This window comes from Lentimicrobiaceae bacterium, from assembly GCA_020636745.1.
GTDB lineage: Bacteria > Bacteroidota > Bacteroidia > Bacteroidales > Lentimicrobiaceae > Lentimicrobium.
In genome coordinates, this window is sequence record JACJXH010000004.1 from 234,444 (window position 1) to 250,285 (window position 15,842).

The window sequence follows — 15,842 nt, forward strand, 5'->3', positions numbered from 1 at the left end:
TTTACATAATATCACTTTGGATATAAATTAATTATTCCATTTTATTTTAATTTAAATTCAAAACACATCCGACAATTTAATACTTTTACCAGCCATAACAACATCTGGCAATATGCCAAAACCAATAATCATCATGACTAAAAACCATGAAAGCACAGTTTGCAGAAGGAATATAGCCAGTAAACAAACAACCTAAAGATTTAAACTACAACCATTGCATTCATATTATTTCGAATAACTTCAGATTAGCCTTACAAAATAAACTATCATTATAAAAATTATGGCAATAAAAGCAGTAGAGATTCAGCTATGAGGGCATCTGCACAGAACCGGTTTCAGGTTTTTTACAATGCAAAAAGCATCAGAAGTCAAGGTAAGAGGATTTGTAAAATACAATTCCGATCACAGCATCATGATACATGCTGAAGGAGAAGAGCCCAATTTGAACACTTTTTTAGAATGGTGCAGAAAAGGACTTCCCTCATGCAAAGTAACATCTATGAGCATATCAGAAGCATCAACCGGGAATTACCAAAAGTTTGACATCCTGGAAAATTAACCTGAGTGCCAGTACAATTGAAATGCCCATCCTGAATCAGCATAGATTGCCGGCTCAGGCAACTGTGATTTGCTCCGTTATCAGCAAAACCCGCACCTCTCTATTTAAAATATTTATCAAAATGCGCCATTATTTTATAAAAAGATGACATTACGGGAACAATTGCCCCCGAACGATGTTTAATATTTAAATGCAAATGTTAAACAAATAAAAAAAACTCAACCCGGCTTTTCCAAACAGAATAAAGTTTAACTTTGATCAAGAATATCAGTTATATGATTTATATTACCCGAAAGGAACACTTTAATGCAGCTCACCGGCTGTACAGGTCAGACTTCAGCGACGAAAAGAACCTTGAAGTATTTGGCAAATGCTCAAACCCAAACTGGCACGGTCATAACTATGAATTGTTTGTTACTGTTAAGGGAAACGTTGACCCTGAAACCGGCTTCTTAATCAATTTAAAGGAATTGAGCAGAATAATCAACGAGTTGGTTGTCAATAAGCTTGACCATAAAAATGTAAATCTGGAAGTTGACTTTATGGCAGGCAAACTGGCCTCATCAGAAAATCTGGCCATTGCCATCTGGGAACAGCTGGAAGCGCCGGTTGCAGCTGCAGGAGCCTTGCTTCATTGCGTAAAGCTCTTCGAAACTGAACGAAACTTTGTGGAGTACTACGGAAACTAACAAAAGAACAACGACATGAGTAGTGAAATTGTAAAAGACATGATCATCGAAAACATGATGGATGATTATCAGATAAAAGACGGATACCAAAAGCGGGATTTATATAATGTGAAAACCATTAAAAAACTGGCGACACATTATCATGAAATTCTGAAGCTTATTGGCGAAGATCCTAACCGTGAAGGCTTGGAAAAAACACCTGAGCGTGTGGCCAAAGCCATGCAGTTTCTTACACACGGTTATGATTTAAAACCGGAAGAAATACTAAAATCGGCCATGTTTAAAGAAGACTACCGTCAAATGGTATTGGTGAAAGACATTGAAGTATACTCGATGTGCGAGCACCACATGATACCTTTTTTTGGAAGAGCCCATGTAGCTTATATTCCGAATGGCCATATTGTGGGACTGAGCAAGATTCCACGGGTTGTTGACGCCTTTGCACGAAGGCTTCAGGTACAGGAACGGCTGACAACCCAGATTAAAGAATGCATTCAGAACACCTTAAAACCTCTTGGTGTAGCAGTGGTTATTGAAGCACAGCACATGTGCATGAGCATGCGTGGCATTCAAAAGCAAAATTCGGTAACCACTACCTCTGATTTTACAGGGGCGTTTCTGGTTGACAAAACCCGGGCTGAGTTCATTCACCTGATTGGCTCAAAGCTTCACTGAAAACAGCCATGAGCTTTAAAAACAGCAGGATGTCGCTTCACATTCTGCTGTTTTTTATTTAAAATGAAACTGCTATTTTTGAGGTGCAATTGAAAGCAAACCACTTACTCAAAACAACAGCTCATGGAAATAAAAAATCTGGCAAATTTACCCACAGACATCATTTACGGCGCATTCAGCAAGGCATTTTTCGACTACAGCGCCATCTCACTCAACTTTGCATCATTCACTCAACTGATTGAGCGCAGAGGGTTCTGTCCTGAATTATCCTTTGGGGCATTTGCCGACGGAGAATTGGTAAGCTTTACCCTGAACGGAACCGGACTTTACCAGGGCGTAAAAACAGCCTACGACACCGGAACCGGCACTGTTCCTGACTTCAGAGGGCAAGGTCTTGCCCGCCGCATTTTCCTGGAATCAAAACCTGCCCTGAAAGCAGCAGGCATCAACCAATATCTGCTTGAGGTATTACAAGATAATTTCAAGGCGGTTCCCTTATACCGCAGCATGGGCTTTGAAACCATCAGAGAATTCCAATATTTCAGCACAAAAGCCGATTCGGTAAAACCCAATCCAGGCCCCAAAGCTCAATCTTTTATACTCAAAAGCAGCTTAATACCCGACCCTGACACATTGACTCCTTTCCATGACTTTCACCCTTCATGGCAAAACAGTTTTGAATCAATCAGCAGAAGACCGCAGGATTTCAGGTTCATCGGAGCATACCATCACGAACAGCTTGCAGGCTATGGAATATCAGACCCTTCAACCGGCGACATTACACAACTTGCCGTTGACAAAAACTTTCGCCGCCAGGGCATTGCAACCGCCATTCTGAAAGAGCTTCTGCTGATCAACAACTTTGAAACCATAAAAATTATCAACACTGTAAAAGATTGCACATCCATCAACGGATTTCTGCAACACCTGGGACTCAGTCCGGCCGGAAGCCAGTTTGAAATGATTTGTAAACTCTGAATATCAGAATACCCCCTTTTAACAACACACCATTTAACTGATTAAGCACCAATCAACTAAAGCCCATAATGAACAAGGCAGCCATCATTCAGCAAACTTCCGATTTTGTACAACAAACGCTTCATGGAGCCGAGGGCGGTCATGACTGGTGGCATATTTACAGGGTATGGAAAACAGCCCGGCAAATCGCTGCTTCAGAAAACGTCGACACATTGACTGTTGAACTTGGCGCACTCTTGCATGATATTGCTGATTCAAAATTTCACAATGGCGATGAAACTATAGGACCGCGCATGGCCGGAAACTTCCTGACCTCCATAGGCATTCCGGCCGAAACGATTATTCACGTACAAAAAATGATTGAAAACATTTCATTTAAGGGAGGTAAAGAGCAACAACATTTTAAATCGGCCGAACTTGACGTAGTGCAGGACGCCGACCGCCTTGATGCGCTGGGAGCCATTGGCATTGCCCGCACATTCAACTATGGTGGCCATAAAAACCGGGAGATTTATAACCCTGAAATAAAACCCGACATGAACATGAGTAAGGAAGCATACAAAAACAGTACAGCTCCTTCCATTAATCATTTTTACGAAAAGCTGTTGCTGCTAAAAGACCTGATGAACACAGAAACAGGCAAAAAGATGGCGCAACAAAGGCATGATTTTATGATACTTTACCTCGACACTTTTTACAAAGAATGGGAAGGTCAGCAATAACTTCCGTCATCATATATTAAGCTGCATCACACTAATTATCCATCCGGATTCAGGCTGAAATAAAAAACAAACCACCTGTTAAACTTCAGGACTGGTTTTGTAGCTATTTGCAACACAATTTATTATATTTGTTATAACACAAATATTTTCTTATATATCGCATGGAAAAAATGCCATTTTCGAAAGATATACTTCAAATCAACGACATTGAAGCAACCATCAGCCACTTGTGTGCATTGATGAGAGAGGAAATATATTACAACAATAAGCGAAGAGGCGCTGTATTGGGGCTTAGCGGAGGCATTGACTCATCGGTAACACTGGCATTGGCCGTAAGAGCCATTAGTCCGGAACATGTTTTGGGCATTATGATGCCCGAAAAAGACTCGAATCCTGAAAGCTGCATTCTTGCCGAAAAACTTGCCGGGCAATTGGGCGTTGAAACCGCAACCGAAGAAATAACGGCCGCACTGGAAGGCTTTCACTGCTACCAGAGACGAGATGAGGCCATAAAAAAAATATTTCCTGAGTTTAATCCGGCAACCGATAAATCCAAAATTGGCATCAACCAATCAGGGCTTAATCAAAACCTGCCCCCTGTTTTTTCCCTTACTGTAATAAAAAAATCAGGGGAACAGCAGCATAAAATCATTCCGCTTAATGAATACCTTCAGATTGTAGCCGCATCAAATTTCAAGCAGCGGAGCAGAATGGCGATGTTGTATTACTACGCCGAAAAAATGCACTACAGCGTGCTGGGGACAGCCAATAAACATGAAATTGCACAGGGCTTTTTTGTAAAATATGGCGATGGCGCTGCTGACATGTATCCACTGGCGGCTCTTTATAAAACGCAGGTATACCAACTTGCCCGCCAGCTTGGAATTCCCCGGGAAATTATCGACCGCACTCCCACCACCGACACTTACAGCGCCGAACAAACGCAGGAAGAATTTTTTTACCAGCTTCCTTTTGAAGAAATGGATTTACTGTGGTATGGTTTTGAAAACGACTATTCACCAACAGAAGTAGGATTAATTCTTGAAAAAACGCCTGAAGAAGTCGCATCGGTTTACAAAAACTTTGCCCGAAAGAAACGAACAACCGGATACCTGAGGGCTTACCCGGCCTATTTCTCATAAAAATAACACACCAATGAATGCCTTTGATTATTTTTTCGAATTATCGGGGAATTCAAACCATGATGCAGTGGTTGGCAAAGAGCGTGTTTCATACAAAACATTAAGATACAACGCATTAACAACCGCCCTGCAACTAAACCACATGCATGGAGAAAACAACTATATTCTCCTCATAAGCGACAACTCCGTTTTTTTCATCACCATCTACCTGGCTATTCTAAAATCAGGCAACATTTGCGTTCCACTAAACCCGGCCATTGAACCTGAAAATTTCAGGAAAGTTCAAATCAAAACAGGCGCTTCCATAGCCTTTGTCAGCCAACGATATGCATCAAAATTCTCAGGTTTGGACCTGATTATTTACAACAACCCAATACCCGAAATAAGATCGGAAAGGCAAAAACATAAAACCAGCGATGACACAAAACATATTTTTGACGAAAACCGCACAGCAGAAATAATCTTTACATCCGGCTCAACGGGCGAACAAAAGGGAGTAATCATCACACATAAAAACATTATAGCCAACACTCACTCCATACTCGAATACCTCAAACTTGACAAAACCGACACAATAGAAGTGGTCATGCCATTTTTTTATTGCTACGGACTTTCGTTGATGCACACTCATTTGCGGGTTGGAGGCTCGATGCACCTGAACAACCATTTTATTTTCCTGGGAGGTGTAATTGATGATTTAAACAAATACAATTGCACAGGTTTTGCAGGCGTGCCCAGCCATTTTCAGATACTTTTGCGCAAAACAAAAGAATTTAAGAAAACTGCATTTCCTTCGCTCAGATATGTAACCCAGGCTGGCGGGAAACTGCATACAGCTTTTATTAAGGAGTTTACAACAGCCTTTCCTGATATTAATTTCTACGTAATGTATGGCCAGACTGAAGCTACGGCAAGGTTATCATATCTTCCGCCAGGTGAAATTCAACGTAAATCAGGCTCCATAGGGCGTGGCATTCCGGGAGTAGAGCTCAAAGTGGTGAACGAAAACGGCATAGCAGTAACCCCCGGTGAAACAGGAGAGATAATGGCCAAAGGCGACAATATCATGATTGGCTACTTAAATGACAATGAAGCAACTAAAGCCACCTTAAGAGACGGATGGCTGCATACCGGCGACCTGGCCACTGTCGACGAGGATGGGTATATCTATTTACAATCAAGAACCCGCGAAATTATCAAAGTCAGAGGCATCAGGGTTAGCCCCAAAGAAATAGAAGCCGTCATTGTAAACTACCCTGGCGTGATAGATTGCACCGTGTATGCCGACAGCAGCGAAACCGAAGGGGAATCCATCTCGGCCATTGTTTATGTAAACGACTCCGAAATAAACCAGTTCAGTGCAGACAAAATCAGGCAACATTGCGCCCAAAGCCTCGCATCATATAAAGTGCCGCAAAAAATCACCTTTACAGCACAACTCATGTTTAATTCATCCGGCAAAAAATCGAAATACTGAAAACACGGCCCAGCTTACTGCAAAACACAATTGCTCCACACTTCAATAGTAAGTGAATCCATCACGGCTTTTTTAGGATGGAAATAGTCGAAAAAATTCAACCGTGAATTTTTCAGCGGGGATTCACTATCAAGATCAATGGTATGGCCCAACGCCTTGATGTCGCTTTTAAACTGCGCTCTTTCCTCGTCGAGTCCAACTTTTTCCAGATAATTATCCACCTCAACGTACACGGGAAGTATAATAAAATTAAGCTCTATTCCCTGTTTATCACAGTATTGACTTACTTTCCGAAATTCTTCAACAAAATTATCAGGATAGGAATAAGAATCAAAAAAGAGATGAAGTCTGGAGCGGGACAACTCCTCCATTTTATTTTCAGGCAGAAACTCGTATGATTTCGAAATCAACTGAGGATTGCGTGTAACAGCCCAGGCAACATTATAAAATGCATCCACATAAATTTCTTTTGTCGTAAAATAAAGGTAAGGGTATTTCATGAATTTGTCGGCCGCACAGAATAAATTATAGGAACGCTGTGTGTTAAAATTCATAAAAGATACCTGAAACCACGCTTTTTTCAAATCAGTTTGCGCAGCCGCAAACCAGAACAGATCAAACATGGTATTGTAACTCGCCCCGGGAACACACAAATTGCTGTAAGTTTCGCCAGTAATATCAGCGATTAAATCAGTCCGGATATCTTTTCCCTGTGAATCGCCAATAATAATACAGGGCAGAGGCTGCCGTTTGTAGCAGATCATTTTCCATAGCAAATTTCCTCTCGGGCTGCTTTCATCGCAACGTTGAATTACCTTGTACTTATCGCTATCATTCACCACATGAAAGGCGTTTACAAAATTATATGGGTCGATAAGCAAAACAAGCAATGGAAAAACCATAACCGGCAATCCGAACAGCACGATTTTCAGCAAATAGTTTTTCATCATTTCAACTTAGAGCTTAAAATTTCAGATAAATAAATGTATCGCCGGCCGAACTATAAAAGAAAATAAAAGCTAACATGATATAATAGCCAGCCCATCTTACCAAACGGGGCATCCGTTGAAAAAGCCAGCCGGTGTCTGCCCCGTTTTCCTGATACAATTCAAACACAAACAGGATTAAATAAAAACACACCGCCATATAAACCCGCGCAGGCAGCTCTATCAATACCGTGCTTAATTGAGAAAGGTCAGGCAAGACAAACAAGTGACTGATAAAATACCATGCATCACTCATATTGCGGGCGTTAAAGAACACCAATGTAAAGCAAAAAAACAGGAAAGTATAAATCCGGCTCAGCAACACAACCAGTTGCGGGTTAAATTTTTGAGCAAACATAACTCGTTTACGTTTGGAGGCAAACTCAGCACTGATGGCCACACCCTGCAACAACCCGAGCACCACAAATGTCCAGTTGGCGCCATGCCATACACCAATAATAAAAAAGGTGAGAAAAATTCCTGCAACATTGGCCACATTCCCCAACCGGCGGTACTGAATAATAAAAGGCAGAAATACAAAATCGTTACACCATGAAGAGAGGGAGATGTGCCAGCGGCGCCAGAACTCTGAAACACTGCACGCAAGAAACGGCCTGTTGAAATTATCAGTCAGTTTGATTCCAAAAATCCGCGCCATGCCGAGCGCCATATCGGTATATCCCGAAAAATCGCAATACAAATGAATCGCCTGAATTATAAAAACAAACACAAACGCGCCTTGCGGAAATGTGTTAATATGATCATAAGCAGCCACTACCGGGCCAGCCAGATTGTTTGCAATCACAACTTTTTTAAACATCCCCAGGAGAAACAACCGCAAACCTTTTGAAATTTCATCGGGAACAAACGTAGTTTTTTTGTTAAGTTGAGGAAAAAATCGCTGGGACCGTTCAATAGGGCCTGAGATAAACTTTGGAAAAAAAATCAGATAATTGGCAAAATGTATAAAATTGTGCTCAGCAAGACCAGCCGCCCTGTTGATTCTTACAAGGTAACCAATCACCTGAAATGTGTAATATGAAATGCCGACAGGAAGCAGCACATTCAGATGAGGAAAGCTCAGTCCGGCATTAAATCCGCCAAAAAGTGAATTTAAATTATCGGCCAAAAATCCATAATATTTAAAAAAAACGAGCAGCCCGGCATTGGCCATGACCGAAAGCCTGAAGATTAAAAGCCGGTAAGGCGAATGCAACTTTTTTTCCAGAAATATGCCAAGAATATAATTCAGGATAGTGAAAATCAGCGTAAAAATCACTAACTTTGAGGATATGGCAGCAATAAAAACTACGCTGAATAAAAATATCACTAGTTGTTTATAGCGCTCTGCCACACTATAAAAAGCTACAGAAGAGGCTGTAAGAAAAACCAGAAAATGAAATGAGTTAAATAACACAGGTTCAATTTAAGAATTAAACACAATTATTTCAAACTTTATTTCAACTGTTTTGTCAACCAGAACAAATATAGCTTTATTATTTGCTATTGCACTCATTTCAATGGCATTTTTATCGCCGGGATGTAAAAATCAGGGCATTTCGCCCGCTGTATCTGACACCTGCAAGATTATATTTCTGCATCACAGCACAGGCAACATCATCTGGAAAGGCAGGCAAACCATCATGACAAAATTCAAACATCTGTTTGGCTTTGACGATGCCGTTCCTCAATGGTTTCATGAATATAACAAAGCCCACAACACCCTTTACCAGATATCAGCGCAAAATTTCCCCAAAGCATCGCCTTACGGATGGAATAATTACCCCTATGACTATTACAACATTTGGGTTAAGCATGCCGGCAATAAAGATTTTAAGAATGAACCCACACTTGAAACACTCGCCAGCAAATACAATCTCATCATATTTAAACACTGCTTTCCGGTTGGAAACATCGCAGCAGGCCCCGATACTGCTGATATCGAATCGCCTATAAAAACACTGGCCAATTACAAAGCGCAATATCTGGCATTGAGGAAAAAAATGCTCGAATTTCCGGAAACAAAATTTCTTTTATGGACGCCTCCCGCACTGGTTGAGGCACAAACAACATCAGATGAAGCCCGCCGAACACGCGAATTTACAAACTGGATAATCAATGAATGGGATCTCGAAAACGACAACATCTACCTATGGGATTTTTACACCCTTGAAACAGAAGGCGGACTTTATCTGAAACCGGCATATGCAACAGGCATCAACGATTCACATCCGGGCAGTGCATTTGCAGAAACGGCATCTGCTCTCTTTTGCAAAAGGATTGTTGACATTATAGAAACCAACGGCCGGCATACCAGTCTGACCGGCCAAACCCCATAACGCCAGGCTCTTATTGTAACATCAAATCACAAAGAAACATGATAACCCTTGCTGAAGTAAAAGAAAGCCTGAGGACCTTTATTGCTGAAACATCACTTTACCCTCCCGAAAAGGTTAAATACGAAACCCTCATTTTTGAGGAAGGTATTTTTGATTCACTGGGATTCCTGGCTCTGATAAACTTCATTGAAGAGCGATTTAAAATTAAAGCATCTGATGCTGAATTGCTTGAATCGAACTTTGAATCTATTGATGCTATGGCAGGATTTATCAGCAGTAAACTTAACTAAACCAAGCCATTCCATGTGCGGCATCGCAGGTATTTTCAATAATGAATCGGGAGAGCACACGCCTGCCGAGCAGCAACTCATCTCAATGCTGGCTGCCATTCGCCACAGGGGGCCGGATGAAAGCGGAATTTATCTGAATCAAAAAATCGGACTGGGCCATGTACGCCTGAGCATCATTGACATATTTTCAGGGCAACAGCCCATGGCCGCAAATAACGGTCAATACAGGATAGTATATAACGGGGAACTTTTCAACTTCCCCGAAATCAGACATAAACTCGAAAAACTCGGAATTCAGTTTACAACACAATCTGACACCGAAGTTGTTTTGAAAGCCTATATCCAGTGGGGGCCCTCTTGCTTACAGCAATTTAACGGCCAGTTTTCTATCGCCATTTGGGACAACAAAAAATCTGAACTTTTTCTGGCACGCGACAGGCTTGGAATCAGACCTTTGTTTTACACTCAAACAAGCAGTAACTTCATTTTTTGCTCTGAGATAAAAGGCATTTTTCAGCTGCCTTATGTAGACAGGAAAATCAATCACAAGGCTTTAGCTCAGATTTTTACCTTCTGGACCACCATTACGCCTTATACTCCTTTTGAGCAGATTTTTGAATTACCACCCGGCCATTTTATGACAATTAACAACAAGGGCACTTCCCAGCACAGGTACTGGAATCTGCCTTTTACGCAAAAGAAATCCGACAGCTCAATACCTTTTGAAACAGCCAGCGAAGAGCTTCTCAGACTTTTAAAAGATTCGGTCAAAATCAGGCTCAGAGCCGATGTGGAAGTTGCCGCATATTTGAGTGGCGGACTTGATTCAAGCATAACCACAGCACTTATTCACGAACTAAGTCCGGCCATGTTGCACACTTTCTCCATAGGTTTTAAAGAGGCTGAGTTCGATGAAACCAATTATCAACAGGAAGTTGCCTCATTTTTCAACACTCAGCACACTTTAAACACCTGCACTTCAGCTGAAATTGGCGAAAACTTTCCTCACACCATCAGGCATGCTGAATTTCCAATTTTGCGAACAGGACCCACCCCATTGTATCTTCTGTCAAAAAGCGTCAGGCAACATAACATCAAAGTGGTTATTACCGGTGAAGGCGCTGACGAGATACTGGCCGGATATAACATCTTTAAAGAAGATAAAATCAGACGTTTTTGGGCACGGAACCCTCAATCTGACATCAGGCCATTATTACTGGGAAGGCTTTATCATTATTTACCCGCACTAAAAGAAGCCCGACCGGCCTTTCTTAAAATGTTTTTCGGCTTCAGGCTGAATGAAACTGATAACCCATACTACTCCCATTTAATCCGGTGGCACAATACCTCAAGAATACAGCACTATTTTGCTTCACACATCGTCAACCAACTTGAAAAGTATGAGCCTGTTGACGAAATAGCACAGAACATGGCGGAAAACTTCACCCATCTGAGTGATTTGGGCAAATCACAATATCTTGAATCCTCCATTTTCATGTCGGGTTACCTGCTTTCGTCGCAGGGAGATCGCATGTCAATGGCCAATTCAGTAGAAGGCCGTTATCCTTTTCTTGACCACCGGCTGATTGAATATGCAGCCACACTCCCCGACAATTACAAGCTTAACTGTTTAACCGAAAAATTTATCCTTAAAAAGATGATGAAGCAAAAAATCCCTGATTCGGTGCTCAATCGCCGCAAACAGGCATACCGGGCTCCGGTTTCACCATGTTTTACCTCCCGGCCCACACCGGAATACATCAGTGAAATGTTGAATTCAACATCAATCAACAATTTCGGGTATTTCGACCCGGCCAAAACCTCGCAGCTCATCAATAAAATATGCAAATGTAAAAACGCGACAGAAGTTGAAAATATGGCATTATCCGGCATCATCTCCACCCAGCTGTTACATCATTTCTTTATTACAAACAACATACTGGTTTCGCCCGACGTCCGCCCGGCTAATCTGACGGTTACCATCGAATAAATCACCAAACCACTGTATTGCAGCCCATTAAGCCCATGCAAAAGCATTAAATGTATTTTGTACCTTTGCCGCTTCATCATAAACGAAAACTAAAAAGCATGAAAGCATACGTATTCCCCGGACAGGGCGCCCAGTTTGTGGGTATGGGAAAAGACCTATATGACAGCAATGCATTAGCAAAAGAACTATTTGAAAAAGCTAATGATATTCTAGGTTTCCGGATTACCGATTTGATGTTTGCAGGCACCGACGAAGATCTTCGCCAGACAAGGGTTACTCAACCTGCTATTTTTCTGCACTCAGTAATACTGGCCAAAACCCTGGGAGAAGATTTCAAACCTGACATGACAGCCGGCCACTCACTTGGTGAATTTTCAGCACTTGTTGCTGCAGGCGCCCTTTCTTTTGAAGACGGGCTTAAACTGGTGTATGCCAGAGCCATGGCTATGCAAAAAGCCTGTGAGGCCGAACCTTCAACCATGGCAGCTATTCTGGGACTTGACGATGCAAAAGTTGAAGAAGTACTTGCCGGTATTGACGATGTAGTAGTACCTGCAAATTACAACAGCCCCGGCCAATTGGTAATAAGCGGTTCGATGAAAGGTATTGAAACTGCCTGCGAATTGCTGAAAGCAGCCGGTGCCAAAAGAGCACTTCCCTTAAAAGTGGGCGGCGCTTTTCACTCTCCCTTAATGGAGCCCGCAAGAGTTGAACTTGCTGCAGCCATCAATGCCACTAACTTTAGCGCGCCAATATGCCCTGTTTACCAAAATGTTACCGGAAAACCTGTAACTGACCCTGCTCAAATTCGCGAGAATCTTGTAGCCCAGCTCACAGCGCCTGTACGCTGGACACAAAGCGTTCAAAACATGGTAGCTGACGGTGGAAACTTATTTGTTGAAGTTGGCCCCGGAACAGTACTTCAGGGCCTGGTTAAAAAAATTGCCCCGGGCACTGAAGCTATCAGCGCCTGATTTACAAGCTCATAAAACAAAAAAAGCCGGTACATTTACCGGCTTTTTTTGTCTAATTCTATTGCTTTCCAATCATCACTTCGGTAGACTTGATAATGGCAAAAACTTCATCGCCCACCTTTAAATTAAGGTCTTCGATGCTATCCATTGTAATTACCGAGCTCAATAAATTATCATTTCCTATATCGAGGGTAAGCTTGGCTGTAACAATACCCGGCTTAATTTCGCGGATAATGCCTTTAATCTGATTGCGTGCACTAATTTTCATGATTATTTCTTTTATCAACGAAAATTTAACACCTAAGAAATCAGAAAGTTCATTCATGCATGAGAAGTTGCTGATTCACTATTTTGCCAACAAATAAATGCTGATGTGGAGATAAAACAACGATTACTTTTGCCATGATAACCGGCTTATACCAACATTCTTTCCATGGCTATTTTAACCAGCATGGCTGTATTGCGGGCGCCCAGCTTGCAGAGCAGATTTTTACGATAGCTGTTCACAGTTTCCACGCCCAGAAACATACGTTCAGCAATTTCGGGATTGGTGTAACCATCTACAATAAGCCTGAGTAATTCGGTTTCGCGATTGGTAAGCCAAACCTGTGATTCTCCACGCCGGTTCATCATTATATCAATCTCTTCGCACAGAAACACCTGATTTTTATATACGGTTTCAATACTCATCAATATTTCATCGGGCATGGCATTTTTAATTACATAACCCGAAGCTCCATTGGCCATCATACGTTTCACCACAGAATAATCAGTATAACTGGTAAGCGCAACAATTTTCAATTCAGGAAACAGGGCTTTTATCTCTTTGCACAGGTCTAACCCGTTGGCATCAGGCAGGTTAATATCGAGAAGCAAAACATCGGGTGAGCAGCGGCCAATGACAGCAAATACATCGCGGCCAGTATAGGCTACATCACAAACAATAGCTACCTGCGACTCATCAATGAGTTTGCGCAAGCCCTCTACAACCATTTTGTGGTCGTCAACTATAACAACTTTAATTTGCTTCATAATGCCATCTTATACCATAAAACTCACACTTACTTCAGTTCCCTTACCCGGCGCAGATACAATGTCCACGGTTCCTCTGAACATTTCGGCCCGGTTTCGGATATTAGTCAGCCCGTTTCCCGTTCCTGCAATTTCAGGATTAAAACCTTTGCCATTATCCTGAACTGTTAGGGTTACAGAATCACGCTGCTGCACCAACTGTACATTAATCACATCAGCTGACGAGTGTTTCAGGGCATTGTTTACCAATTCATGAATGGTGCGGTAAATCATGACTTCAAGCCGGGGTTCCAGCCTGCTTTCCTCGCCAAAGAAATGAAATTTCAGATGGGGAACATGGCTACAAAAATCATTAAGGGCAACCTTAAGCCCGTATCGCGACAGCGATTCCGGCATCATGTTATGAGCAACACGCCTGAGCTCCTGCATTGATTCATCCAGCAAACTTACCACCCTGTTAAATTTAAGCACATCATCTCCATCAAGCATCACCCCGTTTTTTACATCAAACAGATTAAGTTTTACAGCCGATAACATTCCCCCCAGCCCATCGTGCAAATCGCGGGCCAGTCGGCTCCGCTCAGCCGTTTCGCCATCAAGCACCGATTGTGTGGCAATAGTTAGCTTTTCCTGCTCAAGATGTTTCACCTTCTGCTCAGCCAGTAAACGGCGTTGCTTTATACTTTTTTGCCGTAGCATCAGCAACAAAATTACAATCAGAAAAACCAAACTGCCTGACAAAATAGCAATCCATTGCAATTTCTGCCTGTTTTTCAGATTGTTGATAAGGAGTTCTTTCTTTTCACTCTCATATTTAACTTCCATTTCCGATATTTTATCCCTGAACTCCACCTCCTGTGCTTCATTTTTTAGCTTTACATAGGCTGCATAAAACTTTAGCGCATTCTTTTTGTCGCCGGCATGAATGCTTAAGGTAGTAAGCAAATCGTAATGATAAATCATGTCTGATTTATTTGAAGTATCTGCAAGTGCATATGCTTCATAAGCCACTTCACGGGCTTTTGCGAAGTTACTGTGCTTCATATAATAATCAGCAAGTAAGCGCAGGGCTTCCGCTTTAAGGTAGTCGTTACTGGTTTGGATGCTTATTTCATAAGCTTCCTGAGCATATTTCAATGCTACAGCATCATCGTTCATTCCCAGGGCAGCACTTCCGGCACGCACCAGGCAAGCTCCGGTAAAAAACGGGTCTTTCAATTGCCTGAAAACATCAACAGCCTCTTTGCCATAAATAAAAGCATCGCCATATTGCTTGCGCGACGAAAAGCTCAGGCAAAGGTTGATGAGACTGATTCCTCTCGACCGGTCAACCGGAAGCCGGTACTGAATTTCAAGCGCCTTTTTCATGTATTCATCATGCTTGTTGTTATTGCCCATTTCATTATAAATGGCACCCATATTGGCCAGCGTCTGTGCAATCCTGAAATCATCCTTTCGCTCCGTATAATAATCAAGCACTTTCTGGAGCTTTGCCAAAGCCTCCTCAAACCTGAAGGTGAGCCTGCAGGCCGTACTTATATTACATAACTGATTCATGGTGGCATCTGTATTCCCTGCTTCTGTGTATTTTTTATAAGACTCGGTAAAATAATAACCGGCACTATCAGCCATCCCTCTTGACAAATACAAAGAGCCAAGATTTGCATATGCACCACCTTCCCAGTTTTTGTTTTTTGATTTTTTGCCAAAGTCGAGCTGTTGCATGGCTACTTTATATGCTTTCTGCTGATCATTACTTTCATAATAATCATACAGGTTATTATACACCTTGAACTTAGCTTCTCCTCTTTTCAGTTTAATCTCCTTCTGCAGAGAATCTGCATAATTGTCTGAAAAAACATTAACCGGGAATAAAAGAAAAAAGCAAATCCCAAACAGTCCAGTCATCCACCTGACACTTATCATAAGGTACAAAAATTAATTAAACCCAAACTTTTATCATGTGAGCTTTTCAACAAATAGATTTCA

Annotated in this window: 16 protein-coding genes; 11 read left to right on the forward strand and 5 right to left on the reverse strand. The window is 41.8% G+C overall.

The genetic code is table 11. The annotated features are described in order from the left end of the window. Positions 1-349 precede the first annotated feature (349 nt). The 7 genes from H6541_08275 (at position 350) to H6541_08305 (ending at position 6,242) form a co-directional block, all read left to right on the forward strand. Positions 350-559 carry an acylphosphatase gene (locus H6541_08275; protein MCB9015775.1) on the forward strand — a complete coding sequence of 70 codons (210 nt, stop codon included), beginning with the start codon at positions 350-352 and terminating at the stop codon, positions 557-559. Positions 560-834: 275 nt separating this feature from the next. Further along, positions 835-1,248, forward strand: a complete 414-nt coding sequence (locus H6541_08280) for a 6-carboxytetrahydropterin synthase (protein ID MCB9015776.1) — start codon at positions 835-837, stop codon at positions 1,246-1,248. Between the two features lie 57 nt (positions 1,249-1,305). Beyond that, a complete protein-coding gene (gene folE / locus H6541_08285; GenBank protein ID MCB9015777.1) occupies positions 1,306-1,923 on the forward strand; it encodes a GTP cyclohydrolase I FolE in 618 nt (205 codons plus the stop codon). A gap of 123 nt (positions 1,924-2,046) precedes the next feature. Continuing rightward, a complete protein-coding gene (locus H6541_08290; GenBank protein ID MCB9015778.1) occupies positions 2,047-2,901 on the forward strand; it encodes a GNAT family N-acetyltransferase in 855 nt (284 codons plus the stop codon). Between the two features lie 68 nt (positions 2,902-2,969). Next, positions 2,970-3,623 carry an HD domain-containing protein gene (locus H6541_08295; protein ID MCB9015779.1) on the forward strand — a complete coding sequence of 218 codons (654 nt, stop codon included), beginning with the start codon at positions 2,970-2,972 and terminating at the stop codon, positions 3,621-3,623. Positions 3,624-3,784: 161 nt separating this feature from the next. After that, a complete protein-coding gene (gene nadE / locus H6541_08300; GenBank protein MCB9015780.1) occupies positions 3,785-4,765 on the forward strand; it encodes an NAD(+) synthase in 981 nt (326 codons plus the stop codon). A gap of 13 nt (positions 4,766-4,778) precedes the next feature. Further along, complete coding sequence (locus H6541_08305) at positions 4,779-6,242, forward strand: AMP-binding protein (GenBank protein ID MCB9015781.1); 1,464 nt, start codon at positions 4,779-4,781, stop codon at positions 6,240-6,242. A 14-nt stretch (positions 6,243-6,256) separates the two neighbouring features. Here the strand turns inward: H6541_08305 and H6541_08310 are convergent, their stop codons facing one another. Together H6541_08310 and H6541_08315 are read right to left on the reverse strand one after the other, a co-directional pair. Further along, the gene (locus tag H6541_08310; protein ID MCB9015782.1) at positions 6,257-7,192 is read right to left on the reverse strand and encodes a hypothetical protein; all 936 of its coding nucleotides are present in this window, start codon (positions 7,190-7,192) and stop codon (positions 6,257-6,259) included. Positions 7,193-7,205: 13 nt separating this feature from the next. Beyond that, entirely contained in the window at positions 7,206-8,645 is a 1,440-nt protein-coding gene (locus H6541_08315) for an MBOAT family protein (protein ID MCB9015783.1), read from the reverse strand. A 139-nt stretch (positions 8,646-8,784) separates the two neighbouring features. Between H6541_08315 and H6541_08320 the strand changes: the two genes are divergently transcribed. The 4 genes from H6541_08320 to fabD all read left to right on the forward strand — a co-directional run bounded on the left by H6541_08320 (position 8,785) and on the right by fabD (position 12,821). After that, positions 8,785-9,567 (forward strand): hypothetical protein, encoded by a 783-nt coding sequence (locus H6541_08320; GenBank protein MCB9015784.1) that lies wholly within the window; start codon positions 8,785-8,787, stop codon positions 9,565-9,567. A gap of 38 nt (positions 9,568-9,605) precedes the next feature. Next, positions 9,606-9,857 (forward strand): acyl carrier protein, encoded by a 252-nt coding sequence (locus H6541_08325; protein MCB9015785.1) that lies wholly within the window; start codon positions 9,606-9,608, stop codon positions 9,855-9,857. A 13-nt stretch (positions 9,858-9,870) separates the two neighbouring features. Continuing rightward, positions 9,871-11,847 carry an asparagine synthase (glutamine-hydrolyzing) gene (asnB, locus tag H6541_08330; protein ID MCB9015786.1) on the forward strand — a complete coding sequence of 659 codons (1,977 nt, stop codon included), beginning with the start codon at positions 9,871-9,873 and terminating at the stop codon, positions 11,845-11,847. 98 nt (positions 11,848-11,945) lie between these two features. Continuing rightward, positions 11,946-12,821, forward strand: coding sequence for an ACP S-malonyltransferase (fabD, locus tag H6541_08335; GenBank protein MCB9015787.1), 876 nt, complete (start codon positions 11,946-11,948; stop codon positions 12,819-12,821). A gap of 58 nt (positions 12,822-12,879) precedes the next feature. Here the strand turns inward: fabD and H6541_08340 are convergent, their stop codons facing one another. The 3 genes from H6541_08340 to H6541_08350 all read right to left on the reverse strand — a co-directional run bounded on the left by H6541_08340 (position 12,880) and on the right by H6541_08350 (position 15,761). Beyond that, positions 12,880-13,089, reverse strand: a complete 210-nt coding sequence (locus H6541_08340) for a TOBE domain-containing protein (GenBank protein MCB9015788.1) — start codon at positions 13,087-13,089, stop codon at positions 12,880-12,882. A gap of 146 nt (positions 13,090-13,235) precedes the next feature. After that, complete coding sequence (locus H6541_08345) at positions 13,236-13,853, reverse strand: response regulator transcription factor (GenBank protein ID MCB9015789.1); 618 nt, start codon at positions 13,851-13,853, stop codon at positions 13,236-13,238. Positions 13,854-13,862: 9 nt separating this feature from the next. Then, positions 13,863-15,761 (reverse strand): sensor histidine kinase, encoded by a 1,899-nt coding sequence (locus H6541_08350; GenBank protein MCB9015790.1) that lies wholly within the window; start codon positions 15,759-15,761, stop codon positions 13,863-13,865. Positions 15,762-15,842 lie beyond the last annotated feature (81 nt).

What these genes read in the sequence shown, in the direction of transcription:
- H6541_08310 (MCB9015782.1), bottom strand. Translation starts at nt 7,192, where the DNA reads ATGATGAAAAACTATTTGCTGAAAATCGTGCTGTTCGGATTGCCGGTT.
- H6541_08345 (MCB9015789.1), bottom strand. Translation starts at nt 13,853, where the DNA reads ATGAAGCAAATTAAAGTTGTTATAGTTGACGACCACAAAATGGTTGTA.
- fabD (MCB9015787.1), top strand. Translation starts at nt 11,946, where the DNA reads ATGAAAGCATACGTATTCCCCGGACAGGGCGCCCAGTTTGTGGGTATG.
- H6541_08290 (MCB9015778.1), top strand. Translation starts at nt 2,047, where the DNA reads ATGGAAATAAAAAATCTGGCAAATTTACCCACAGACATCATTTACGGC.
- H6541_08280 (MCB9015776.1), top strand. Translation starts at nt 835, where the DNA reads ATGATTTATATTACCCGAAAGGAACACTTTAATGCAGCTCACCGGCTG.
- asnB (MCB9015786.1), top strand. Translation starts at nt 9,871, where the DNA reads ATGTGCGGCATCGCAGGTATTTTCAATAATGAATCGGGAGAGCACACG.
- folE (MCB9015777.1), top strand. Translation starts at nt 1,306, where the DNA reads ATGGATGATTATCAGATAAAAGACGGATACCAAAAGCGGGATTTATAT.
- H6541_08295 (MCB9015779.1), top strand. Translation starts at nt 2,970, where the DNA reads ATGAACAAGGCAGCCATCATTCAGCAAACTTCCGATTTTGTACAACAA.
- H6541_08305 (MCB9015781.1), top strand. Translation starts at nt 4,779, where the DNA reads ATGAATGCCTTTGATTATTTTTTCGAATTATCGGGGAATTCAAACCAT.
- H6541_08350 (MCB9015790.1), bottom strand. Translation starts at nt 15,761, where the DNA reads ATGACTGGACTGTTTGGGATTTGCTTTTTTCTTTTATTCCCGGTTAAT.
- H6541_08340 (MCB9015788.1), bottom strand. Translation starts at nt 13,089, where the DNA reads ATGAAAATTAGTGCACGCAATCAGATTAAAGGCATTATCCGCGAAATT.
- nadE (MCB9015780.1), top strand. Translation starts at nt 3,785, where the DNA reads ATGGAAAAAATGCCATTTTCGAAAGATATACTTCAAATCAACGACATT.
- H6541_08275 (MCB9015775.1), top strand. Translation starts at nt 350, where the DNA reads ATGCAAAAAGCATCAGAAGTCAAGGTAAGAGGATTTGTAAAATACAAT.
- H6541_08325 (MCB9015785.1), top strand. Translation starts at nt 9,606, where the DNA reads ATGATAACCCTTGCTGAAGTAAAAGAAAGCCTGAGGACCTTTATTGCT.